Here is a 24,327-nt window from a genome sequence, read left to right as displayed (position 1 = left end):
GAAAAAACTGCAATGTTTTATCGGCAAGGCAATTCGCCCCACTCCGAAAGCGGACTTTTATTTTGCTCCGGCTTTTAAACGTTCAACGGGAATGCGTTCCGGATACTTGCCTTCGGTAAGGATTTCGGTCAGGTATTTATTGTCCAAAATCATATCGTCGCGAATGAGTTGCCAGTTGCATTTTTTACGGAAGATGATTTTGAACAGCAAAAAGTTCATAATCGGCCCGATGACGGGTGTCGTTATACCGAACGATTCCGTGTGCGAAAAGCGGCAGCCGTCTCTTGTGCGCGTCCCTTCAAATGTGATAAAAGCGGTTCCCTTGTCGCTTTTAAATACGAACCGAAAATGGTCGTTGTCGCGTTCGCTCGTTACTATTGTGCCGGTTACGTCGTAGTCGAGTCCCATAACGATTTCGTAAAAGCGGACTTTGCTGCCCGTATTTACGTTCCCGTTGTACAGTTCGCATTCCAAATGATACGGACTCCACTTGACGAATTCCTCTTCAAAATTGTCTGCCCACGCACACAGTTTTTCGAACGGTGCGCTAATGTCAACCTGTTCATGCAAGGTTATCATACACAATCCTCCTGTATTTTTCTTTTTCCGCAGCCGGAGCGTTCAAAGCACCGGCGCAAAAGTCAATCATGCAGTCCATAAGTTTTCGGGCGCTGCCTTCTTTTTTTTCGTGAACATAGCCGAAATCGTACATCATTTCTCCGATGCCGCCGGCAATAAAAACGGCAGCTTTATGAATCGTTTCGGCGTCCGCTTTGTACCAATCCAGTGAGCGGATAAACAGTTCCCAAACTTCAACAAATTTTTGTGTCAGTTCTTCTTTGAGTTTTAATGAGTACAAAAGATTGTCCGGCGAAGCGGCCGCTTCTTTTCCGTGAGCATCGGCTTTTACCGTTTTTAAAAACAGGCGCGTTACTTGAGTCATAAGCGATTGCGCGTCGTCTTTGTGAGTGTCGATTGCATCCTGTACGGATTTTACATAGCGCTCGGAGTACCGGCGCAAAACGGCGCGGTAAATTGCTTCCTTCGATTCAAAATAATAATAAAAAACGCTCGGCGAAGACGTCCTATCGTTTGCCTCATCTAAAATATCCCGAACAGACGTATTTGTATAGCCTTTTGAAAAAAACAGCGTTGTCGCCGCATCGATCAATTGATTTTGTCGACTTTCTCTGTCTTCTTGCCGACTTTCTCTGTTTTCGTTTTTTTCAGGCATAGGCACTTCCTTATTTTATAGAATGATATTCTACAGACATTATAGAACATTGTTCTACAAAATGCAAGGGGTTTCATTGCCTCACGTTAAATCTAACCTAAAAAAATTGTCTGGACTTACCGGAATAAGCCTTTATCCCTGTAGCACACTTTCCACATATTGAGGATTAGCCGAAACAATTTTAAGTAGAGACAAGGCCGCCCCGTCAGGTTTACGCCTGCCTTGCTCCCAGTTTCGCAAGGTGCCGATACTGATATTAAGCATAGATGCAAATTCTTCTTGTGTTTTATTTGTCTTACTGCGTATTTTGGCAATATCCAAAGGTTCTATTTCAAAAACTCTGGAGGGGGGAATTTCTCCTTTTTCAATTAAAACAGCTTCCTTTACGCTTTGGAGTAATTCGGTAAACATCTCATCACTCATTTTTTTCCTTTTAAACATAAAAACTCCTTATAAACCTTTAATAAAACTTGCCAACATATTTATTTGTTTTTTTGTAATGCTCTCTGCATCACTTTTTGAATAAGCAAACAACAAATATATCTTTGTTTCAGTTTTTATAAAATAAATAATCCTAATACCGCCGCTTTTTCCAGTATTCTTTTTGCTCCATCTTATTTTTCGTATTCCGCCGCCACCCTTAATCAATTTACCTTTCAATGGATTACATACTAGATATTCTTTAAATTGTTTATATGTATCTTCGTCCAGTAGCCTATTTATTTGTTTTGTGAAAACAGGCGTTTCTATAATTCTCATATCTTATTATACGCCACTGGCGTAAATATGTCAATTATAATTAATAAGTTTTCTCAAAAACGTTGTATTAATTTTCAAAATGTTAATTATTATAATTTAGTCAGACCTGCCGCAGTAAATATAAAAAAACTAGGCTGTTAATACCTTTCTTGCGGAAAGGCTGGATGGCAGCCTAGTTTTTGTCAAAGTAAAACCGTGATTCGTTTACCTTGAGAGTTTAGATATGTTCAAAGCGTGCCGTAAAGAAGCGGAGCTGTTTAGGTTCGTAAACGAACTTTAATCCTTTTATAACTTCCTTGTGTTTGTACAACTTAATAACGGCATCTGCTACAATGTCCATGTGTTTATATGTATAAACACGGCGCGGAATGGTTAAGCGGACTGTTTCAAGTTTCGGTACGTGGTTTTCCCTTGTCTTAGGATCTCGTCCTGCAGAAACAATACCCCGTTCCATACTTCTAACTCCCGATTCTATATAAAGCTCTGCAGCTAGGGCCTGTGCAGGGAATTCGGTTTGCTTAAGATGAGGACAGAAGCGTCTTGCATCGAGGAATACTGCGTGTCCTCCTACGGGCTCGATAATAGGAACTCCGGCTTCCAAGAGCTTGTCGCCTAAATAGCGGACCTGCTTGATTCTGTGTTCGATATATTCAAACTGGAGGGCTTCTTTTAGACCGATAGCCATAGCTTCCATATCGCGTCCTGCCATACCGCCGTATGAAGGCATACCTTCAAATACAACAACGAATTCCTTTGCAGCTTGGAAAAGCTCTTCATCGTTCATACAGAGGAAGCCCCCGATATTTACGATACAGTCTTTTTTACCGCTCATGGTACATCCGTCTGCATAGCTGAACATTTCTCTTACGATTTCTTTGATAGACTTGTCGGCATAACCGGCTTCTTGTTCTTTGATAAAGTAGGCGTTTTCTACGCAGCGGGTTGCATCGTAGAATACCTTGATGCCGTGTTTTTTTGTAAGCTCACGGACAGCTTTCATGTTCTTCATAGAAACGGGCTGACCGCCTGCAAGGTTTACCGTAACCGCCAAACAAACGTATGCAATATTTTCGGCTCCCTTTTCTTTTATAAGCTTTTCAAGCTTGTTCAAGTCGATGTCGCCTTTAAAAGGAACATTTTTGCCTGCATCATGGGCATCATCGTTTATGATATCCACGAAGATACCGCCGTTTGCTTCTTGATGGTATCTGGTAGTGGTAAAGTACATGTTTCCGGGTACATACTGTCCGGGCTTAATTGCTATTCTTGAAAGAAGGTTTTCGGCACCGCGGCCTTGATGGGTCGGTACAAGATGCTTAAAGCCGAAAATATCTTGAACGGTTTCTTCCAAGTGATGAAAGTTGCGGCTTCCGGCATAGGCTTCATCTCCTATCATCATACCGCCCCATTGCTTATCGCTCATTGCGTTTGTTCCCGAGTCGGTAAGAAGGTCGATATAAACATCTTCCGAGTTAATAAGGAAGGTGTTATAACCGGCTTCCTTGGCAACCTTTGCTCTTTGATCCTTATCGATCATCTTAACAGTCTCTACAACCTTTATTCTAAAAGGTTCTGCAGGATAATTTTTAATATCCATAAAAGTCCTCCATCTGTTAGTTCTACAGAAAATGATATTAGGGAAAGCTTCCCCCTGTACTATAACACAAAGATAAGGTATTGTCTAGTTAGTATAAGATGTGATATAAATATTGTATGAAGTTAAAAAAATACCGGATTATCTTTAGTTTTGTATTTCTTTTTAGTATTTATAATAAAATTCGAGCGGAAGAAATCTCCTTTCCCACAATATTGGAAGAGGCTAAAAAATATTTTTCAGAGATCGATTGGACAATATCTGAAACAATCTCATCCTCTCCTATAGCTGAGCCCTTTACCTTAGATGAGATAAAAACGGAGAATTTGAGTTCCTATGGAGATATGAATTTAGAAGAAGGCTTATTTCCTTCTTTGGACGGGCTGGGAGTTTTGGACTATACCGGTATTGAAAAATCCATATTGAATTTTTTGGATAAATTAAGTTTACAATTTAAAGAAAATAAGGCGGATATAAGCCTTTGTTCAAAAGAAAAGCCTTTTTTACCTTATCTTATAAATTACAGACTGGATTCTTTTAAGCCCATAGTGTCTGTCTTTTACGGCAGACCTGAAAATAAGGCAGATCAAAAGGTAAAAACTCTGTTTAAATGCAATATCAGGGGAGAAGATAAAATATTTTATATTATTATTGAGGTCTACATTATTTTTATTGATGGGAAATGGTACTTGGACTCTTTTGATATTATCGGAGATAAAAATGAACAAAGCTCTCAATAGAATCGAATATGAGTATATTGTCGATACCTTTATCAGAGAAAAACCTCCTTTAAGCCTCTTATGCAAAAATACTTTTGTAAAAGTAGACTCCTTCTCTTATAAATTTATAGATGATTATATTTTCTTTAAAGCGGATGGAGTTGATGTAAACGATGATATAAAGGTTTTTTTTAATCATAAAAAACGTCCTCTTTATTTTTTTAGCCGAGTCGAACAAAAAGAGGGTATTACGGTTTTTAAACTCTCCGATAAATTTTATAAACATAATGATGAGCTTAAAAACTGTCAAATCTCATTGTGGAATTCCGGAGGTTTTAAACTAAAAGCCGGTATTTCAAGCGATTTTCCTCTTAGCTTTCCCTATCCTCCGGTTGTAGATGATGAAGATAGTGAAGTCTTTTTTAGTCTTTGCTCAAAGATTTCCGGCTTAATGAAAATAAATGCTGATAAGATCCCTGATGCGTTTTTTTATCGTCTTTACGATATAGCAATAAAACATAGCGCTCCTGATTTTAGCCCATGTCTTTTATATATTGATGCGGAATTTATACTTATTTTTTGTATTGAGGAAAAGGCTAAAGAAATTGCGGCTCAAATTTCGGCTCAAATGGAAGTAGGGTTCGGCCGCCGAAAAGTTAAATGCTCGTCAATATTTTCTTTTTTCCTTCCCAATCTGAATCTAAACTCTACGGGGGAAAGCTGTGGAGCTCTTTGCCTTACAATAAAAAACATCCACGAAGAAGATAAACGTTTTTTGCATGAAAAAGCTCACGCCAGCAAATACGGATATCCGAAAATTTAGTCTTAATCCAATCTTATAGCGAAATACCGTGTTTTTTTTGAGGATATTTTTTTAGCATAGCAACGCCGTTTTTTTTCTTGTTAAAAATAAAACCTCCGTCCCAATATTCGAGGGCTGCAAAAAGGGCGTTTCCTCCGTCATATTCATCGCTTCGGGCTGTTCTAAAAGAAACATAGGCTCCAAGGTTTGCAAAGTCCTGCTTATGCAGACACTCCAAGCGTTTTCTATTGAATTCGTTCCACTTGTCGATTTCTTTAAAGCCTTCTCCTTCATCCTCGACTATTAAATGTGCATGGGTAGAGCTGAATTCATACCATACCTTGACTTTTTTGGACGGATTACATCTGTTTCCGTGTTTTACCGCATTTTTAATAATCTCACTGATTTGCTGTTCCAAGAGGTTGATTCCCTTTATTTCTAAGGGGGCTGATTGTACTATCAAGAGTGTAAAATATCTGATTTGCCTGAAATCAGAAGGAAATTCTTTATATAACATCCCTGTTTTATCGAATAAGGGATTTTTTTCATCAACTTTAAGTTCTTTTATTGCTGTCATATTCTTCTCCTCCGTTTTAGCTTTCCATTTTTTGTAATGCTTCTTCCAAACTGTTTGTTATGGGAAAGTAGCCCATCAGCTTTGTCAGTTCTATAACCTTTTTCACTGAACCGTGAATATTGGTTATAAACAGCCGCAGATTCATCTTTTTTACGGTAGAGCAGATATAAATCAATGCTCCTATTCCTGAAGAATCTATGTAGTCCACATCCTCAAGATTTATAATCATACATTTGATTTGACGTTCTATCATCTTCATAACAAGTTCTTTTAGTCTGTATGAATTGTATAGGTCCATTTCACCGCTTACGTCAATAATGTAAACCTCTTTGTTTTTTCGGATTTTTAGTTCCATAACAATCTCCTTAGCAACCTCTCTATTACCTAGCCTTAATAATCAGCAAAGTGCGATCATCATGAGTCTGGGCCTTTCCTATAAACGAAGTCATGTCATTTTTTATTTTATTTACTATATCTTTTGAATTTTGGGAATTATTATCTGCCATTAGTTGTGCAAGTCTTGTTGTCCCGTACTGCTCTCCTGCAGCATTAAGCGTTTCGATCATACCGTCCGTATAAAGTGCTGCTACATCACCTTTTTTCAAAGGAATTTTTATGCTTTTATATGTTGAGCGGACATCTATTCCTATGGGATCCGTTTTTTGCTGGAATAGTTCGATTTTATTTTTTTCATTGTTCCATATCATCATTGCCTGATTACCTGCGCCTATGAATTCTATCGTATTTGTTTTGGGTTCATAGGATAAAAGAGAAATACTTGCAAAGTGGTCTATATCTATCTTGCCGGTAATACCCTTATTGAGCCAGTCTAAAATAGATTCCATGTTTTGATCGGTGTTTGTTATAAGGTAGAGGATGGCCCTAATCATAATCATAATAATTGCAGATTGAATACTTTTACCTGCAACATCTGCAAGGACGATAAAGACTCTTTTTTGTTGAACGATTACGTCATAATAGTCACTGCAGATACCTCTTTCCTGTAAAAAATATTCTCCTATTTCAAGGCCGGGAACTTTTTTTAAGTTTTTAGGTAAAAGAATTTTTTGAATTTTTGCAACCGTATCGGTTATATTTTCAATTTCAGCATGTTCGGAAGCCTCGGATATACTTAAAGTAAGGTTAATCATTTCTGCTGCAAAACCCGATAAGAATTCGCCTGTCTTGACTTCATTTTCTGAAAAGGGAACCTTATCCGGACTGCGGGATACTGCCGCCACACCCACTATAATGGTGTTTACCATTAAGGGGAAGAATATGAGACTTCCATGCTGTAAAAATTTTTCGTTTCCATTGTCAGGAAGCAAAGTAGTTTCTTTCCAATTTTTAATGAGAATTGTTTTGCCTTCGGAGGCGACTTCGGTAAATATAGATTCACCCATCTCAAACCGTGCATATTTAAAGTTGGAAAATACGTGGTCTTCTTTGCGTGCAAGGTCATCAGGTAATTTATACGGCGGAGGAAAGGTGCCGACTAAGGCCTTTACAGCTAGGACCTCTTCAAAGCTTTGTACTGCGAGGACTACAGCCCCATCAGCAGATAATTCCGTTAAAAAAGACTCTGCGATATATGGAAACATCTCGGAGGAGATATCTTTTTTTCTTACGATTAATCCGTTTGTTTTTTGGAGCAAAAGGCGGGCTGTGTTTATCAGCTTATGTGCCCGTAAAGATTCTTCAGAGGGGAGGTTTTGTAATTTTTTAATATAATCTGCATTTGCCTTATCTCTTTTTTGTTTTTCTACTTGGTCTTGCAGATATATCTTTTCTGATAAGACCATATAGACAGTAAAAACAACTAGGGTAACCGATAAGCCTATATTTAAAATCATATAGCTTTTAAAAAATACCGAGGCGGCAGCACTTATGCTTATTATAAATGCAGAGGCCAGGGTAGAATAAGTTGACAAAATAAACGGCCTTGATACTTCTCCGGCTTTCTTTTTGTTTATAGCCGTAATTCTTATGAGAAATAAAAGTAATAAAATATTCAAGATCGAAAGAGTAATCAATGCATAAACATCAAGAGAGTTAATTTCTTTCATCGTAGTAATTCTATCATCTAAAGGGAATATCGTCAAGATTTATTTTGAAAATAATGGTAACAATTTATAGATTTTAGGTTACCTCCAAAATATGTCTGCTGTATGCGTTAATTATCTCGGTTGCTCCATGTCTCATGCTGCGGGATTGTTGAGGGTCATATATATGGACTTGTCCGTGTATAAGATATTTAGGTTTAAAAAAATTTATAAATTTGGTAAAACACTCAAAAGCTTCTTGTTTATTTTCTTCTTTTTCACCTTCAATCAATGGGGGACAGTGGGTTACTAAGATATCTAAATAACGCCCGTATCTCAGCTTATTTAAAAACAGTGCCGGAATCATTTTTGAAAGCTTTCGCTTCATTTGTTTTTCCGTAAACTGATTTTTACCGTCATTGTGCTTTTTAGCACCCGAAACGCCGGCTATTATAATGTTTTCATGCTTAAGGCTTTTAAAACCTATATAGGTTCCCTGATTGCTTTTTTTTGTATTTCCCTTTTTAAATATATTTACCTCTCCATCCTTTGTTTTTTCAGCCATTTCGGGATGATAGTGAGTAAGAGCTTTTAAGTGGTGGCTTCCGAAAACAAAATAAAGCGGTTTATTTAAGGAGTTTTGTACAAAGTCAAGGTAGTCTACCGGCAGATCCCCTGCCGATATTATAAAATCTACATCTCCATATTTCTCTTTTATGTTTTTGCTGTAAATTACAGGGTCTATCTGATCCGAAATACATAAAATTTTTTTCATTGTACGTTCCCTAAAATGTAAATTTTACTTTTTCAACTATTCTTTCGAGTTTTTGTCTGTCAATAAGGTTAAATGGCCTGTTTTCTGCAAACTTTACCGCATCAGGCGAAAAATTGCCCGAGGTTATAATGTGAGAGGTTACAACGGCTTGTTTTTTCATCTCTTCATGCACGGATCGTAAAAAGGATTCCGTTATGGTGTGTCCATCCCTCGAGAAGATTAGAAGTTGGGGCTTTTTTCTTGTATTAAGCCATTGTTCCGAGCCTTTTTCAACTGCAAGTATTGTACAGCCCATCTTTGTTTCTTTTAAGGCTTGAACGGGATAGTCAAAGTGCTGCTCGGTAATATCTCTGCACATTTTGAAAAAATCTTCCTTGATGAGGGTTAAATATTCTTTCATGTGGTCGTTGGTACGAAGGTCTGAATATTCGGCCAGTTTTTGAGCCGTATTCCTGAATTTAGGATTGACAGCACTTATGGCTTCCCATTGCTCTATTGCCTGGTCTATGTCTCTTTGTTTTTCGTAACAATCGGCTAAAAGATATCTCGAATAAAGAACTTCAGGAGCCGATTGCTGCTTTGAAGATTTTATTGCCCTAGTGAATTCGAATTCGGCCTTTTCAAGGCTGTTTGTTTCCAAATAGCAGCATCCTCTTTCAAAAAAGCATTTTGACCTTATCTCCTGCTTTCTTGCAGCTTTTTCGAGGGCCGAAAGAGCTTGTGCGTAGTTTTTTTTGCTTTTTAAAATTCTTCCATGGTAATAGAGAGTTTCACTGTTATCCGGGGCTAATTTTAGGGCTGTAGCAATGGCTTTTTCGGCCTCAGGTATCTGATTTGCTTTAAAAAGTAAAAGACCTAATGAAGCATAGGCTTCTGCAAAGCGTGAATCAACTTCTATAGCTTTTTGAAAATAAGCTATGGCCTGTTCCGACTTGTTTTTATTTTCATAAATTTGTCCGGCTTGAAAGTAAGGCTTGGGATTTTTCGGATCTTTTTTATTTAAAAGCATAAATTCCTTTAAAGCTTCATCCGGCTGCTGGAATTTTAAATATAAATCTGCTATAATAGTTCTGAATTCGATTTCGGTTGCCGGATTGTTAAATACTGCTGTCTTGTTTAGAGTTTTAAACTCGATGAAGGCTAGATCTATTTTTTTGTCTGCAAGGTATGCCTTGCCCAAAAGATACCGGGCTTCCGAATCTCTGGGATTTTTTGAGAGTATTGATTTTGCATCCTTGATTGCAGCTCCATATTTTCCGGATTTTAAGTTTTTTTCGATTCTTGATCTTTTTTTTGGAAAAAGAACAGATTTTAGCAAAAAAATAATGAGGAAAGTGAGGCTTGCACTTATCGCTGCAATCAAAATAATCGTTAATGAAGACATATCTATATGGTATAGTTTTTAGGAGGGAATGTCAAATATGAAAACGCATTTTTATCGATTAAAATTCAAAAAAGGCATTTTTTTTGCTGTTTTTTTATCTTTTTTTTCATTGCTTTTTGCCGTAGATTATTTTGAAGAAGGTAAAAAATTTTTGTATGCTGATAAGCCTCAAGAGGCTGTTTCGGCTCTTTTTAAGGCTAGTCAGGAAGCGGGAACTCCTAAATCGGTCTATCTTTATCTCGGTGTTGCTTATTTTAGGATAGGGAAGTACAGTGAGGCCTTAACCTATCTTTCTCAAGGCAAGGATAAGGATATCCTCAACGAGCATTTGTATTACTACAATATAGGCAATGTATATTTTTTACAAAATCAGTTTGAAGCCTCCGAGTCGGCTTATAATGAGGCTATTTCTTCAAACGGCCTCTATGCTCCGGCGTTTTTAAACAGGGCTAATGCGCGTATCAAACTGGAAAGGCTTGAGGGTGCTTTACAAGATTATAAAATTTATTTAAACTTAAAACCTGATACGCTGCAAAGATCTTCAATCGAAAAAATGATATCGCTTTTGGAAGGTCTTGCCGAAGAGGCGGAAAGAGCGAGAGCCTTAGCTGAAGCAAAAAAAGCTGCCGAGGAGGCTGAACGCTTGGCTGCAGAGGCAAGGTATAAAAAACTTATGGAAGATGTAAACGCCAACCTTTCTTCGGTTGACAATGCAGATGCAGTATCGGCAGGAGCTGACGATACAATAGATTATTCGGAGGAAAACGAACTTGACTGATTTTCAAAAATTTTTAATAGGTATTTTAGCGGGTATTTTTATAGCCGTTTTAGTTGTTGTAGGTATTTTATTTTTTACAAAGAGCAGGACTTCTGATTCTGCTGCTGCCGATATGCAGACCCTCGCTAAAATTGAGGCAGAAAAAGAAGAACTTGCCCGTCTTCAAGAAAAAAGAGCTAAGATAGAAGCTGAGCTTGAACAAGCAAAAAAAGAAAGTGAAAAGGAAAAAGCTCTTTTAGAAGCTGAAAGCATTAAGAGAGCTGAGGAAATTAACAAAAATCTTGCTGCGGCGTCAGAAAAAGAAAAAAAGGCCGCTGAAGAAGAAAAGAAAAGAAAGGCTGCAGAAGCTCTAAAACGGGCTGAAGAGGCAAGAAAGCGGCAAGAAGAATTGATCAAGCAGCAACAGGCCTTAAAAGAAGCTGAAGCAAAGAAAAAAGCATCGATAGATGAAGCAAAAAAGATCGCTGCTGCCAAGGCTGAAGCAGACCGCAAAGCAAAGGCTGAACAAGAGCGTAAAGCCAAAGAAGAAGCCGACCGAAAGGCCAAGGCTGAACAGGAACGCAAGGCAAAATTAGCTGCCGAGCAAAGAGCAAAAGAGGAAGCCGCAAAAAAGATATCGGATGCAGAAAGAGAAAAAAAGAGGCTCGAAGAAGAAGCCAAAAAGAAGGCTGCTCTAGATGCTCAAAAGGCTCAAGAAGCTGAAAGACTTGCAAAACAAAACGCCGATGCAAAGACCAGAGCTCAAATGGATGAGGTGAACCGCTTGGTTTCCGAAGGTGTAAACTTTTTAAAGAACGGAAATCTAAATTCGGCTCTTAACAGTTTTTCGAAGGCTTCAACAAGAATGCCGGATTCCGAAGTTTCGTTTACTGCAAAAAAATATTTGGATATGGCTTCTGCTTTAAACGACTATGCTTCGGCTCGTGAAGGAACCGGAGATGCCGAGAAAGCTCTTTCGGATGCCGATTCATACATAAAAAAATCCGTAAATGCCGACGGACAAAATGCAAGGGCTCATTATGTTTATTCTCAGATTGCAGATGCACAAAAACAGCCTCAAGTTGCCTTTGTAGAGTTGGAAAAGGCTCAAAGTTTGGATCCGGATAATTATTTATACAATTATGAACTCGGTAAAAAATATTACGCAAGAGGTCATTATCAAAAAGCAAAGACTTCCTTTGAAAGAAGCGTAAAATCCAATCCTAAATTCGATAATGCTTTTTTTAATTTGGGAATGTCTTGCAGAAAATTAGGTTTGGAAAATGAAGCTTTTTCCGCTTTTTCGTCAGCTGTAAAGATAAAGCCCGACTATGTAAAAGCCTTTTTGGAGATGGCCCGTATACGCAAGGCCCAACGGAAATTTGATCAAGCCGTAGAAAACTATAAGAATGCTATTTCTTATGAGCCGACCAATCTTCCGGCTTTGCGGGAAATGGCTCAAGTTTATGCGGATTTGGGACAAAATAATTTGGCCGAGCGTCACTTTAAGGAGGCTATTACTCTGGGAGAGGATGACGCCATAACTTATTATAACTTGGCAACGGTACAGGTTGATTTAGGAAAATACGGAGAAGCTATGTCTAATGCAGAAAAAGCTTATAAGCTAAAGCCTGCGGATGCAAGAGTTTTATATACATACGGGTTAACCTTGGAAAAAAACGGAAGAAAATCCGAAGCCTATGATTATTACACACAGGCTGTGTCTGCAAATAGAAACTATGCTAAGCCTAGAATAAATCTGGGGCGTATGTATTTGGATGAGGGAAAATTCGGTGAAGCGGAAGAAAACCTTTTGGCTGCCTATAGACTTGAACAAAATAATTTTGAAGTAAACACAAATTTAGGCAAGTTATACGGCCTAAAAGGAGACTATACTAAGTCGGTTAATCATTACGCTAATGCCGTAAAAACCCAGCCCCTTAATATTACGGCAAAACATAATTTGGCTTCAGCCTATATTTCTGCGAATCTAAAAGAAAATGCCGTAAGCGTTTATGAGCAGATTATAAAGGTCGATACTAAAAACTGGGATGCTTATTATGAGCTGGGTAAACTTTACATAAGTTTGAATAAAAAGGCTGATGCAAAGCTTATTTTGGAAAGTGTATTGAATAAAAATCCGAATTATCCAAAAGCTGCGGAAATTCGCTCGATACTTTCATCCCTTTAATTAACCTATAGAATTTTTCCTAAAATTATATTAAAATTGAAGATGTAGTTAACAGTCTGTAGTATAGGGAGAGGAGATTTTATGGCTGCAAGTGAAAAAAAAAGAATTTTGGACCTTCCATTAAAGCTTATTTTGACTCAGGAAGGTTCTACATTCTTTATAAAAAGAAATAAAAAACTCCTTAAATTTAAGCTTGCCGGGAATATTGAAGAATACGGCATTTCTCTCGAAAAATTTATTCCTGAAACCATTCAACGTCTTCTTTTGGCGGATTATATCTCGAAGATTGAAATATCGAAACCCGAATTTGTTTCTTCGCGACAGGAGGTTATGGATCTTTCGAAACTTATAGTATATTCGGTTTTATATAAACAATATGACGATTATATTTTTAAACAAATATTAAACTCTCCCGTTATAAAAAAATGGAACAGGCAAAATCCTGCAAGTATAATTGACGAAAAAACCCGAATAAACGAAAAATATTTGGCAAATGTATTGCAGCAAAACGAAGAAATGATTTATGAAGCGAAGCAGGAAATCGTAAAACCTCTTTTTTCTTTTATAACAAAGAATAATGCTTTATCTCCCGAAGAAAAAAATATTCAGCTTTTTTTGGCCGAGAAATTTCTAAACATGATGCGTCCTTTTACTTGGTTTATCATAACTAAATTTAGACTTCATAAGGATTTTGACCTGATTCTAAAAACAATCCGTACATCCCTTACCGAATACATGGATAAAACGAAGATTGCCGAGTACATAGCCTTGATGCTTATGGAGTTGATCCTAAGTGCGGAAAACATGAATTTGCGCAAAGAAGCTTTAATCCTTTTTCCTGAGCTGGATGATCCGCAAGAAGCCCTCTTTGATCCCGAAATACGCCGCCGGCTTGTTACCGAGCTTGAAAAGAAAAAAGAGCTGGTATTTGTTTCATGGAAGCTGGGAAGTGGAGGTACTGCCTCGATAGGTACACAGGGCAAGCTTCAGATTACTCTTTACAGTAAAAATGAACAGTCGGATGCCGTCAGGGCAAACTTAAATGATTTAAAGATGGCAGATGTCGACAAAAATTCTTTGATTGATTTTTATCGAGCCCTTCCTGAAGGTTCCGAAGATTTAAATTTGGGAATGTATTATATTTCTTATTTAAATGATGCTTGCGAAAAGGTAAATGTCCGTTTTGAATCAAGTGCAAACCGCTTTGAAGATACGGATCTTACCGTTATGAATATGTCCTTTATGTTTTAACATGAAGAAGTTGCGGATAATTCAATGAAAAAAAATATAAAAAAAGAATGGCTAAAAAAAACTTTCTTTTTTTTTATTGCAGCTCTTTTGTTTTCATGTTCTTTTGATAAGCCCGATATACCTGAGCTTTCCGTCAAAATTTTAAAGATAGAAACGGATGCCGGAACAATTGAAGAAAGACTTTCCCTATTTTTAATGTACAAGGATGAAAACGGACGGAATGATTATTCTTCAATACAGCTGGTACATTTGGAGTCGGGGCTTACATGGATTTTGAACAGGGAAAATACTTCCTTTTTTTCTTCCTCACAGCTTAGAGCTTCGGATTCCGAAAAAACTTTATGGGCGGGTTCCAATAAAATAGTATCGCCGTTTGGGCAAATTCCCATAGGAGAATATTCCATTGTGTTGGAAGATTTGTCGGGAAATAGAGTTATAAAAAAAATTGTCTTAAAAGAGCCTGAAAAGCTTTTATCTATTCCTTTTGTATTCCGGATTCAAGACGGCCAATGGAGGGTTGAAGCTTCAAAAAATTCTACATTTAAAAAGTTTTTTCTTATTCTTTCGGGAGCCGATAAACAACCTATTTTTGTTCAAGATTTATCTGAAATGTCTACACTAGAGGACTCTATTGCTTCCCTGATCGAAAAATATCCCGATGCCCGTTATATTCAATGTATGGCTCAAAATGCTCAAGACGATACAGCCTATTTGACAAAGTACCATAGTTTGTATTAGTATTAAAGGATGGATAGTACTGAAATTACTCAAAATACCGATGTATCACCTTATTTTCGATCTATAAAAACCTTTGTTTTACGGACGGGGCGGATAACTGAGGGACAAAAAAGAAATTACGAAACTTTTTATCAAAAGTGGTGTATTCCATATACTGAAAGCCCAATCGGCTTCAAAACTCTTTTTCAAAACGATAATCCCGTAATCATAGAAATCGGCTTCGGCATGGGAACTGCAACTGCCCAAATTGCCGAGGATAATCCGGATAAAAACTATCTCGGTGTAGAAGTTTTTAAGGCGGGTGTGGGAAAGCTTTTAGGCGAAATAGAAGAAAAAAAATTGAATAATTTACGGATTATCGAACATGATGCAATTGAAGTTTTAGAAAATATGATAAATGATGAAAGTGTTGACGGCTTTCATATTTTTTTTCCTGATCCATGGCAAAAAAAACGGAATCATAAAAGGCGGCTTGTAAGAAGACCTCGAACCGATTTACTTTCAAAAAAATTAAAAAAGGGCGGCTATATTTACATGGTAACGGATTGGGAAAACTATGCAGAGGATGCCTTTGAGCAGTTGAGCGAAACTCCCAATCTAAAATCCAAATACGAAAAATTCGCTCCAAGCCAAAGCTGGCGTCCCACAACAAAGTTTGAAAAAAAGGGCATAAAAAAAGAACACGTGATAAGTGAGCTTATATTTGAAAAAGATTAAGCAGTTTTGAAACTTGGAGGTTCGATAAACAGTGCGGCAGAAATTCTGCCTTACTGTTTATCTGAATAGGAGGTGTGATATGGGGGCAAATTCTTTTGGGCGTTTTTTTACGTTAACAACTTTTGGAGAAAGCAGGAGTGCAGGGGTAGGGGCTGTAATTGACGGCTGCCCTGCCGGTATTCCCCTTTGTGCCGAGGATATTCAAAAAGAGCTTAACCGCAGAAAACCCGGCTCCTCAGGTCTTTTTTCTACAAAACGGAATGAAGACGACATTTGCGAAATTCTATCCGGTGTTTTTGAAGGTAAGACTCTGGGAAGCCCTATCGCCGTTCTGGTTAGAAATAAAGAAACCTCCTCCAAGGATTATGAAAACTTAAAAGATGTTTACCGTCCGGGACATGCCGATTATGCTCATGATGTAAAATACGGGTATCGGGATTACCGAGGCGGAGGCCGCTCTTCCGGACGGGAGACGATAGGCCGGCTTATTGGCGGAGCTGTTGCAAAAAACATGCTCGAAGCCTTTGCTATAAAGGATGCTAAAAAGCCTATTGCGGTGCAGGTAAGAGCCGAAGAAATTGCAGGTCTTAAAACAGGCCTTCCTCTTAAAGAAGGTGATGCTCTGCCTGAACCGATTTTTGAAAGGTTAAGCACTTTGGCTGCTAATGGAGATTCGGCCGGTTGTATTTTATCCTGTTCTCTTTTAAATGTTCCCGAAGGGCTCGGCTCTCCTGTTTTCGGCAAACTTGATGCGGTCTTGTCTCAAGCCTTAATGTCGATAGGTGCTGTCAAAGGCATAGAAATCGGAGGCGGTTTTTTTTCGGCTTCTATTTCCGGCAGTGAAAATAATGATATTTCAAAAAATTATTCTGGCGGCATATTGGGCGGTATTTCCTGTGATATGCGCTATCCTTTAAATTTAAGCCGTGAGGGCGGAAGAAAAGATAAGAGCACATGTCAAATAGATTTTAGACTTGCCGTAAAGCCTGTTCCGTCAATCAAAATGAGCCAAGCCTCCTTTAACAAAAGAGGGGAGAAATCTATGCTTTCTGTCGGAGGAAATCACGACATATGCCTTTTCCCTCGTATTGTGCCTGTTGTTGAAGCAATGTGTTATTTAGTTCTTGCAGATGCCTTTCTGGTCTCAAAGATAGAAAGATTTTAGCGTTATCAAGAAATTAGGAAAAAACAATAAAAAAAGGCACTCATTTGAGTGCCTTTAAATTTAGCTAGCGGCAATAGGGCTTGAACCTATGACCTAACGGATATGAGCCGTTTGCTCTGCCAACTGAGCTATACCGCCGTAAGAGTTTTGAGTATATAAAAAATATACATTTATGTCAAGGCCCTAATTTAGAAATCTAAGCTTAAAACTTTAAATATCGAAATAATTTTAGGATTTATATCTTTATACAAAAAGATAGCTTCCCTGTCTTCAGGTTTGACTCCTTTAAGGGCTCTGAGTTTTTTCATTACTTCAGGGTCCATATTTTTTGTTGCATATATTGCACCGATATCAACCAATTTTTTACTTACGATGAGTTCTCCACCCGCTGCAAGGTTTTGAAGGCGGCATGCAAGATTTATGCCATAGCCTACATAATCTCTATACTTTAATTGGGATGCTTCTGCCGAAATTTCATATTTGTATACCTTATCTAAAACCAAGGCGCCGCCTATTGACAGATTTCCGTAGGGTTTAAATAGTTCTTCTCGTGCAAATTCTATATATGTAGTAAAAACCGTGACGGCTTCTTTTATTGCAACTCCATCCAGTTTGTCCCATATAACTAAGGCTCCATCTCCAAGCAGTTTATAATACGAACAATTATAGCCGAATTGATTAAGGCAGGAAAGAAAATTAGCCGTAAAAGATTTAATTAAACCGAAAACAACTGTTTCATCATTATTACACATAAAGTCACTAAAGCCGCGTACATCTATACAGAGGATAAGAGAATGCGGTCTTGTTTCACCTAGGTATACATTATCAAATATATCTATAGGACCTTTTTTTAAGGCTTCCAATGTGAGAGAATCAAGTTCAACCGTATCCTTGCTTGATGTATTTAGTCCTAGTTCTGAAATTATATCATCACTCATAGAAGCATTGTAATATATATTCAAAAAAATAGCAAGATGATATTAAAAGGAAATAAAAAAAGACCGTTATGTTAAACATCATAACGGTCTTCATTTTATATTACGGTTTAGTACATGCCCACATACGGTAAGCTAAAAGTTTAATACATTCCCGCATAGAGTAGGCATAAGCCTTTTAGTACATGCCCGCATACAGTTTACTAAAATTTTTTTTAGTACATGCCCATGCCGCCCATATCGGGTGAAGGCATTGCAGGACCTGCCTGTTTTTCAGGGATGTCCGTAATTGCACATTCGGTTGTCAGCAATAGGCTTGCAATCGAAGCTGCGTTCTGCAAGGCGGAACGGGTAACCTTGGCAGGGTCGATGATTCCGGCTTTTACCATATCCGTCCATTCCATCTTAGCGGCATCAAAGCCTACGCCCTTCTTTTCTTTAGCCTTTTCTGCAATAACTGCTCCGTCCAAACCTGCATTTTCTGCAATTTGGCGGATAGGTTCTTCAAGGGCTCGTTTTACAATCTTAAAGCCAACTTTTTCGTCCTCTGTAAGAGAGCCCATATCGGCTTTTTCTAGGGCTGAGATAGCCTGAATCATTGCAAGACCGCCTCCTGCAACAATACCTTCTTCGATAGCGGCTCTTGTTGCCGAAAGAGCGTCTTCAACTCTGTGCTTTTTCTCTTTCATTTCAACTTCGGTTACGGCACCGATCTTAATAACGGCAACACCTCCTGAAAGCTTAGCCAATCTTTCTCTTAGCTTTTCACTGTCATATTCCGAATCGGTAGCATCAAGCTGAGTCTTGATCTGGGTAACTCTGTCTTTAATGTCCTTTGATTTTCCGGCTCCGTCGATAATCATTGTGTTGTCTTTATCGATTTTTATGCTTTTTGCCTGACCCAACATTGAAATTTGAGCTGCTTCAAGCTTAAAGCCTAATTCTTCCGAAACGACCTGTCCGCCCGTTAAAACGGCTATGTCTTCAAGCATTTCCTTTCTTCTGTCGCCGAAACCGGGGGCTTTAACTGCACATGTCTTTAATGCACCTCTGAGGCTGTTTACAACCAAGGTTGCGAGGGCTTCACCTTCAACATCTTCTGCGATAATTAAAAGAGGGCGGCCTGACTGGGCTACCTGCTCCAAGAGAGGGAGAAGATCCTTCATTGTAGAGATTGATTTATCGTAGATGAGGATGTAGGGATTTTCAAAAACAGTTTCCATTCTGTCTCTGTCGGTTACAAAGTAAGAAGAAATATAACCCCTGTCGAACTGCATACCTTCTACATAGTCCGTAACGGTTTCCATTGTCTGGGCTTCACCTACGTCGATAACGCCGTCTTTTCCTACCTTGGCGATGGCATCGGCGATGATTTTACCGATTTCCGCATCATTGTTTGCAGAAACGGAGGCAACGTGGGCAACTTCTTCCGAGCCCTTAATTTCTTTTGAATTTTTTTGAATATCTTCAACGGCAATAGCTACAGCCTTGTCAATACCGCGTTTTAATTCAAGCGGAGTCATTCCGGCAGCTACGGCCTTTAAGCCTTCTTTTACCATGGAGTATGCAAGAACGGTAGCTGTTGTGGTTCCGTCTCCTGCAACATCATTTGTCTTTGTTGCAACTTCTTTTAAAAGCTGGGCACCCATATTTTCAAATTTGTTTTCAAGTTCAACTTCTCGTGCTACGGATACGCCGTCTTTTGTAACTGTAGGGGCACCGAAACTCTTATCTATAAGAACGTTTCGTCCCTTGGGTCCGAGTGTAACCTTTACTGCATTTGAAATTTGTTCAACACCGGCGAGAAGGCTTTTTCTAGCCTCTTCATTAAACAATAATTGTTTAGCCATTTTAGTTCTCCTTAAGAATCTATATTAATTTAGTAATTATCGTGGGTATAAGATACAAAAAAAACGGCAAAACGGCAAGAGGGTGGGGGAATTGCCTTTATGCCGCTCTCTTCTTTAATTCTTTTTGTTATTAAAAAATGCTTTTTCCAAGTTCGGCTGCAAGACTATTGCCCCAAAAAAAGCCCTTGTCGGTAAATTTATAATTTTTGGAGCCTTCATCTTTTTTGATCAAAGCCTCTTTTTCCAATCCGGTAAGCATATCATAGATTTTATCCGACTCTTCTTTTGTCAAAAAACTTAAATCCAACAATCCTTCTTGAAGCTGTCCTGAAAATCTTTTTATTCTGCGGTAATCTTCGCTTATCCACATACCTGAAGTTTTATCAAAGCCGTTAATTTGATCCGCAAATTTTTCTTTGTCGAGGGGATTCATTACGGCCGTATTATTTACGAAGCCTCCGGCTCCGGCTCCTACAGGAAAAATATCGCCGCCTAGGTGCCCGCTTCTGATATATTCGTAGTTGTCTCTGCCGGGTTTTACAAGTTTTGTTATCTCTAAAAAATCGTAACCTGCTTTTCGGCTTTCTTCTAAAATGGTCAAAAAGAACTCTGCATCCTGATGAAGCGTTTTTTCGGCATATTCTTCTTTATCGACACTGCGGCCTATCTTGGAAGTATCCATTACGATGAGAGAGTAAAAAGAAAAACCTGCAATATCTAAGGCAAAGGCCTTATGTAAGTCATCCTTTAATATTTCCTTTGTTTCACCGGGATAATTATAAATAATATCGATGTTGACATTTTTAAAGCCGGTTTTAAAAGCTCGTCTCAAAAAATTTTCCGCATTTTCGCCGTTTCCGATTCTGCCCAATGTTTTTCGTCCTTCATCATTAAAGGTTTGAATACCGGCACTTATTCTGTTTAAACCGTTTTCAAAAAGAATTTTAAGCTTTTCGTCATCCAATTCAGAAACGGTAGTCTCCATCGAAATTTCGGCATCTTTTGCTATGTTAAAATTTTTTTGAAGAGCTTTAAGTATTTCGGCAAGCTGTTTTGCAGGCAGGGTTGTAGGTGTTCCGCCTCCGAAATAAACCGAATTTATGTTTGAGGTTTTTACATATTCCGTCTTACCGTAATTTTCAATCTGCCTTATCACAAGGGCGGCGTAGTCATCCGGTACCGGGTTTATTGTCCGCCTCATGCTGCAAAAATTGCAAATTTTTTTACAATAGGGTACGTGGATGTAAATGGATTTTTTCCCGTTTTGTGTATTGGGTTCTGAAAGGGCTTTTTCCAAAGACCTCATTCCTTTTGAATATTTCATGGAACCCATTCCTGCATCGTGATGAGATTTTTTGCGGTCTTTAAATGAACAATTTAAAATATCTTCTGCAGTCATTTATAGAATGCTCCTTATGTTAATTTTAACCGGCAGATTTTAATTATCTTCCGAAATTTTCAAATGCTTTTTTTGCATTTTCAAAATCTTTTTTATCAGGATGTTTTGCCGCCTCTTCATGGCGTTTTCTTCTTTCTTCATTCATGTAGTGCGGATGATCTTTAGGTAAGGATTTAAACATTTCGGTAAGAGCCGGATCTATTTTTCCTTGACAGCCGAATCCTGCAAGCACTTCATTTCCGTTTTTTGTTAAAAGCTCTTTTGCGCTTTTATGGCAATCTTCCGCATGGGGAGAATCGGGATAAGCTCCCAATGTAAAGAAATAGCCCGTTTTTTTGTTTTTAATCGTTTCCATAAAATTTAATGCTTCTTCATTTGGAAGGCCTTTATCGATCCAAAAACCTACAATGACCGCATCATAATTGTTTACGTCTTTAACTTCGCTCACTGCAAAAAAATCGGTTCCCTGAGGAAGAGTTTTTAATATGGCTTCTGCTACAGCCTTGGTGTTTCCAGTTTTACTTGAATAAGTCAATAAAATTTTCATAAATAATTCTCCTAATTGATTTTTGATTTAGATTTTGCCTTTTCTTTTAGGCAATACGATCGGAAAATGTTCCTCTTCGTCATAAATAACTTTACAGTCTATACCGTAAATTTGTTTTATAAGTTCTGAAGTAAAAATTTCTTGCGGTGTCCCTTTTTTGTAGAGTTTGCCGTCTTTTAATACGATAATTTCATCGCTATATTGTGCTGCCTGATTTAAATCGTGCAATACCATAATAATCGAAAGATTAGTGTTTCGATTTAAATCGTAAACAAGATCCAAAAGTTCCAGCTGATAACCTATATCCAAATAGGTGGTAGGCTCATCCAGCAGTAGCACTTGAGGCTGCTGTGCCAATGCCATTGCAAGCCAGACACGCTGTCTTTCGCCGCCTGAAAGCATGCAAACTTTTTTTTCGGCAAAGTCGACTAAGTCCGTTTGGATAAGGACTTGTTGTAAAATGTCTTCATCTCTTTTTTCAAATTGCTGATACCATTTTTTATGCGGACATCTGCCGAAGTATATCAGATTTTTTACCGTAATATCTTCAGGCGAGATATTGTGCTGCAATAAAATTGCCAATCGTTTTGCAAATTCCTTTTTTGATACTGTTGCGATATCGGTATCGAAAAGGGATATTTGGCCGCATGCAGTATTTAAAAGACGTGCAAAACTGCGTAAAATGGTTGATTTTCCGGAGCCGTTAGGTCCTATTATCGAAATAATTTTTCCTTGTGTAAAATCCGCAGAAAAACTTTTTACTACATCTTTTTTATCGTATCTTAACGAAATATCTTTTGCAGAAACAGCTGTCATAACAAAAGTACCTCCTTATCTCCTTTTACCGGAACTTCTCAGTAGGTATAGGAAAAACGGTGCTCCGAATATCGACATTACAATTCCTACAGGCAATTCAATCGGTGAAGCAATAGTGCGAGCAAAAGTATCCGCCCCGAGCAGCAAAACCGCTCCGCCGAACATTGAAAACGGTAATAGGCTCTTATAATCCGAGCCGACCAGCATCCTCATGATATGGGGGATAACTAAACCTATAAAACCGATGATTCCGACAGTCGAAGTCGATATCCCTGCCAAAAAAGCCCCGATAATCGAAAGAAATACACGGCAGCGGTTGACACTTACCCCAAGACTTTTTGCTTTTTCATCTCCCAGCAATAAGACATTCGCTGCCCTAATACAAAGAAGAGCAAGTATCAGGGCAGGAATACTGTATACAATAAGCACTTGAAAATGCCGCCATGTTTTTCCAGACAAACTTCCGTTAAGCCACATCAACGCACCTTGAAGCCTGTCGCTAAATAAAATGGTAACCAAACCGGTAAGGCTTCCCAAAAGAGCATTGATTGCAACTCCCGATAGAATAATCCGTACGGGAGTAAACCCGTCTTTCCATGCTAAAAGATATATTAAAAAGGCTGCAAATATCGCCCCGACAAAAGCTGCAGGCGGAACCAAGTATGCATACTGAGGAAGAGCGAGCATCAATATAACCCCGGCGACACTGGCCCCTGCAGAAACGCCGATAATACCGGGATCCGCCAAGGGATTTTGCATAACCGCCTGCATCAAAGCTCCGGCAGATGCAAGATTCATTCCGATGACGAGTGCAACAAGGACACGCGGAAGCCTCAAATCAAAGATTACATCGGTAACGAGCTGCTCCCCTCTGCCGAGCAGGGTCGCCCAAATTTGTGCAAACGAAAATTTGAGCGAACCCGATGCAACAGATGAAAAAAACAAAACTATAAGTAATAGAGACAAAACAATAAAAACGCCTGCTTTTTTCACCTGTATTACCACCTACTTACTTCCATAAAAGTAGTTGCCTAAAGTTTCCAGAGCTTCCGGTATATAAGGGGAACCTGCAATAAAGAATATTTTGGTATCCAAACTATAATATCTCTTATTTTTAACGGCGTCAATTTTTTGCCAAAAATCACTTTGAAATTCTTTTTCGTACATTTTTGCAGTATCTTTTGCATCACCGTGGCTGGTAAGCAAAATAATATCTGGATTGGAAGCCTTTACCAGCTCCAGATTCATAGGAACCGTAGTATTTTTAACCGTATTGTCCTTCCAGATATTTTCCGCACCTAAGACCTTTATTAAACTGCCGACAAAAGAACCTTCCGTATGTATACTCATACTGTTGGGAAAACCTGCAATAATCAAAACTTTAAGGGGCTTTTTATTTTTATTGGCAGCTTTAACCTTTGCAACCACATCTTCCACTTCTTTTACATAAGCTGCGGCTTCTTTTTGCTTGTTGTAAACCTCACCTAAGTACTTCATCGAATTTAAAATATCGGTGTAGGTTGTAGTCTGCAAAAACTCCGCAGGAATATTTAAAGCCTTTAATTGTTCTGCAATAGGTGCACCCCTATCACCGGTTGCCAAATAAAAGTCGGGGTTTACTTCCTTAAGCTTTTCAAGATCAACGCGCATCGGCATACCGATTTCCGTTTTATCCTTATACCTTGCACTTATTTCCCGTTTTGTCGAAGGTCTTGCAACTATATCGACATCAAGCATGTCAAGCATCTGTAATAAAACAACCTGTCCTACAGCAGTCCTTTGAGGAACGGATGCAGGAACCATATAGCCGTACATTTCACGGCCTTTTTCCTGTTTCGTACTGCCTTCCTTGCTTCCTCCTGCAAACAGCAGGGTACTCATACAAAGGAAACCCAAAATAATAAATAATTTGTTTTTCATAAAAACCTCCAAAACAAAAGTTTTAACCATATTTCTTATAAAAGAAAGATGTTAGCCATAGCTAAGTTTGCACAGGATAACATTATTTATTTTTTCTGTCAATAGGAAATGAAAAAAAAATGGTTATTGATAAAAATTTATCTGAAAACTTGACA

The 24,327-nt window shown here is 38.3% G+C and carries 25 protein-coding genes and 1 tRNA gene; 8 read left to right on the top strand and 18 right to left on the bottom strand.

From position 1 onward, the window contains the following. Nucleotides 1-57: 57 nt before the first annotated feature. The 5 genes from E4N80_RS07095 to E4N80_RS07075 form a co-directional block, all read right to left on the bottom strand. Nucleotides 58-579, bottom strand: a complete 522-nt coding sequence (locus E4N80_RS07095) for an SRPBCC family protein (RefSeq protein ID WP_366796819.1) — start codon at nt 577-579, stop codon at nt 58-60. Then, the gene (locus E4N80_RS07090; RefSeq protein WP_253698450.1) at nt 563-1,234 is read right to left on the bottom strand and encodes a TetR/AcrR family transcriptional regulator; all 672 of its coding nucleotides are present in this window, start codon (nt 1,232-1,234) and stop codon (nt 563-565) included. The genes E4N80_RS07095 and E4N80_RS07090 overlap by 17 nt, the downstream gene beginning before the upstream one ends. A 132-nt stretch (nt 1,235-1,366) precedes the next feature. Continuing rightward, nucleotides 1,367-1,675 carry a NadS family protein gene (gene nadS, locus E4N80_RS07085; RefSeq protein WP_253698449.1) on the bottom strand — a complete coding sequence of 103 codons (309 nt, stop codon included), beginning with the start codon at nt 1,673-1,675 and terminating at the stop codon, nt 1,367-1,369. A gap of 9 nt (nt 1,676-1,684) precedes the next feature. Continuing rightward, nucleotides 1,685-1,993 carry a type II toxin-antitoxin system RelE/ParE family toxin gene (locus E4N80_RS07080; protein ID WP_002677634.1) on the bottom strand — a complete coding sequence of 103 codons (309 nt, stop codon included), beginning with the start codon at nt 1,991-1,993 and terminating at the stop codon, nt 1,685-1,687. A 217-nt stretch (nt 1,994-2,210) separates the two neighbouring features. Continuing rightward, nucleotides 2,211-3,590: a tyrosine phenol-lyase gene (locus tag E4N80_RS07075; RefSeq protein WP_253698448.1), complete on the bottom strand. Its 1,380-nt coding sequence runs from the start codon at nt 3,588-3,590 to the stop codon at nt 2,211-2,213. A 116-nt stretch (nt 3,591-3,706) separates the two neighbouring features. On the opposite strand from E4N80_RS07075, the gene E4N80_RS07070 reads away from it, so the two are divergent. Next, nucleotides 3,707-4,327, top strand: a complete 621-nt coding sequence (locus E4N80_RS07070; protein WP_253698447.1) for a hypothetical protein — start codon at nt 3,707-3,709, stop codon at nt 4,325-4,327. After that, nucleotides 4,308-5,129, top strand: coding sequence for a hypothetical protein (locus E4N80_RS07065; protein ID WP_253698446.1), 822 nt, complete (start codon nt 4,308-4,310; stop codon nt 5,127-5,129). The genes E4N80_RS07070 and E4N80_RS07065 overlap by 20 nt, the downstream gene beginning before the upstream one ends. 13 nt (nt 5,130-5,142) lie before the next feature. Here E4N80_RS07065 and E4N80_RS07060 read toward each other — a convergent pair whose 3' ends face one another. From E4N80_RS07060 to E4N80_RS07040, 5 genes are all read right to left on the bottom strand, one after another. After that, nucleotides 5,143-5,685 (bottom strand): ATP-binding protein, encoded by a 543-nt coding sequence (locus tag E4N80_RS07060; protein ID WP_253698445.1) that lies wholly within the window; start codon nt 5,683-5,685, stop codon nt 5,143-5,145. A gap of 16 nt (nt 5,686-5,701) precedes the next feature. Further along, the gene (locus E4N80_RS07055; protein ID WP_010696721.1) at nt 5,702-6,040 is read right to left on the bottom strand and encodes an anti-sigma factor antagonist; all 339 of its coding nucleotides are present in this window, start codon (nt 6,038-6,040) and stop codon (nt 5,702-5,704) included. A gap of 25 nt (nt 6,041-6,065) precedes the next feature. Further along, complete coding sequence (locus tag E4N80_RS07050) at nt 6,066-7,751, bottom strand: GAF domain-containing SpoIIE family protein phosphatase (RefSeq protein ID WP_253698444.1); 1,686 nt, start codon at nt 7,749-7,751, stop codon at nt 6,066-6,068. A gap of 73 nt (nt 7,752-7,824) precedes the next feature. Further along, a complete protein-coding gene (locus E4N80_RS07045) occupies nt 7,825-8,502 on the bottom strand; it encodes a metallophosphoesterase (RefSeq protein ID WP_253698443.1) in 678 nt (225 codons plus the stop codon). 10 nt (nt 8,503-8,512) lie between these two features. Beyond that, complete coding sequence (locus tag E4N80_RS07040) at nt 8,513-9,886, bottom strand: tetratricopeptide repeat protein (RefSeq protein ID WP_253698442.1); 1,374 nt, start codon at nt 9,884-9,886, stop codon at nt 8,513-8,515. Between the two features lie 37 nt (nt 9,887-9,923). Here E4N80_RS07040 and E4N80_RS07035 point away from each other — a divergent pair, with 37 nt between their 5' ends. From E4N80_RS07035 to aroC, 6 genes are all read left to right on the top strand, one after another. Continuing rightward, a complete protein-coding gene (locus E4N80_RS07035; protein WP_253698441.1) occupies nt 9,924-10,664 on the top strand; it encodes a tetratricopeptide repeat protein in 741 nt (246 codons plus the stop codon). Continuing rightward, complete coding sequence (locus tag E4N80_RS07030; protein ID WP_253698440.1) at nt 10,657-12,834, top strand: tetratricopeptide repeat protein; 2,178 nt, start codon at nt 10,657-10,659, stop codon at nt 12,832-12,834. Before E4N80_RS07035 ends, E4N80_RS07030 begins: the two co-directional genes overlap by 8 nt. Before the next feature lie 81 nt (nt 12,835-12,915). Beyond that, nucleotides 12,916-14,085, top strand: a complete 1,170-nt coding sequence (locus E4N80_RS07025) for a DUF8084 family protein (protein ID WP_253698439.1) — start codon at nt 12,916-12,918, stop codon at nt 14,083-14,085. Nucleotides 14,086-14,109: 24 nt separating this feature from the next. Continuing rightward, the gene (locus E4N80_RS07020) at nt 14,110-14,823 is read left to right on the top strand and encodes a hypothetical protein (RefSeq protein ID WP_253698438.1); all 714 of its coding nucleotides are present in this window, start codon (nt 14,110-14,112) and stop codon (nt 14,821-14,823) included. A 9-nt stretch (nt 14,824-14,832) separates the two neighbouring features. Then, entirely contained in the window at nt 14,833-15,540 is a 708-nt protein-coding gene (trmB, locus tag E4N80_RS07015) for a tRNA (guanosine(46)-N7)-methyltransferase TrmB (protein ID WP_253698437.1), read from the top strand. Between the two features lie 79 nt (nt 15,541-15,619). Then, the gene (aroC, locus tag E4N80_RS07010; RefSeq protein ID WP_253698436.1) at nt 15,620-16,705 is read left to right on the top strand and encodes a chorismate synthase; all 1,086 of its coding nucleotides are present in this window, start codon (nt 15,620-15,622) and stop codon (nt 16,703-16,705) included. Between the two features lie 65 nt (nt 16,706-16,770). Here the strand turns inward: aroC and E4N80_RS07005 are convergent. The 8 genes from E4N80_RS07005 to E4N80_RS06970 all read right to left on the bottom strand — a co-directional run bounded on the left by E4N80_RS07005 (nt 16,771) and on the right by E4N80_RS06970 (nt 24,172). Then, nucleotides 16,771-16,843 (bottom strand) — tRNA-Met (locus E4N80_RS07005). Between the two features lie 50 nt (nt 16,844-16,893). Continuing rightward, nucleotides 16,894-17,643, bottom strand: coding sequence for a hypothetical protein (locus E4N80_RS07000; RefSeq protein WP_253698435.1), 750 nt, complete (start codon nt 17,641-17,643; stop codon nt 16,894-16,896). Nucleotides 17,644-17,855: 212 nt separating this feature from the next. Continuing rightward, nucleotides 17,856-19,490 (bottom strand): chaperonin GroEL, encoded by a 1,635-nt coding sequence (groL, locus tag E4N80_RS06995; protein WP_253698434.1) that lies wholly within the window; start codon nt 19,488-19,490, stop codon nt 17,856-17,858. 130 nt (nt 19,491-19,620) lie between these two features. Next, the gene (locus E4N80_RS06990; RefSeq protein ID WP_253698433.1) at nt 19,621-20,889 is read right to left on the bottom strand and encodes a coproporphyrinogen-III oxidase family protein; all 1,269 of its coding nucleotides are present in this window, start codon (nt 20,887-20,889) and stop codon (nt 19,621-19,623) included. A 43-nt stretch (nt 20,890-20,932) separates the two neighbouring features. Then, a complete protein-coding gene (locus tag E4N80_RS06985) occupies nt 20,933-21,436 on the bottom strand; it encodes a flavodoxin family protein (RefSeq protein ID WP_002689579.1) in 504 nt (167 codons plus the stop codon). A 27-nt stretch (nt 21,437-21,463) separates the two neighbouring features. Next, a complete protein-coding gene (locus tag E4N80_RS06980) occupies nt 21,464-22,252 on the bottom strand; it encodes an ABC transporter ATP-binding protein (protein ID WP_002670725.1) in 789 nt (262 codons plus the stop codon). Nucleotides 22,253-22,267: 15 nt separating this feature from the next. Continuing rightward, nucleotides 22,268-23,257: a FecCD family ABC transporter permease gene (locus tag E4N80_RS06975; RefSeq protein WP_038133965.1), complete on the bottom strand. Its 990-nt coding sequence runs from the start codon at nt 23,255-23,257 to the stop codon at nt 22,268-22,270. After that, nucleotides 23,258-24,172, bottom strand: coding sequence for an ABC transporter substrate-binding protein (locus tag E4N80_RS06970; protein WP_253698432.1), 915 nt, complete (start codon nt 24,170-24,172; stop codon nt 23,258-23,260). It abuts the gene before it with no gap. Nucleotides 24,173-24,327 lie beyond the last annotated feature (155 nt).

Origin of the sequence: Treponema denticola, from assembly GCF_024181605.1 — a bacterium.
Lineage (GTDB): Bacteria > Spirochaetota > Spirochaetia > Treponematales > Treponemataceae > Treponema_B > Treponema_B denticola_B.
The sequence above is the reverse complement of the archived record's forward strand: the minus strand, read 5'-3'. Positions and strand labels throughout refer to the sequence as shown.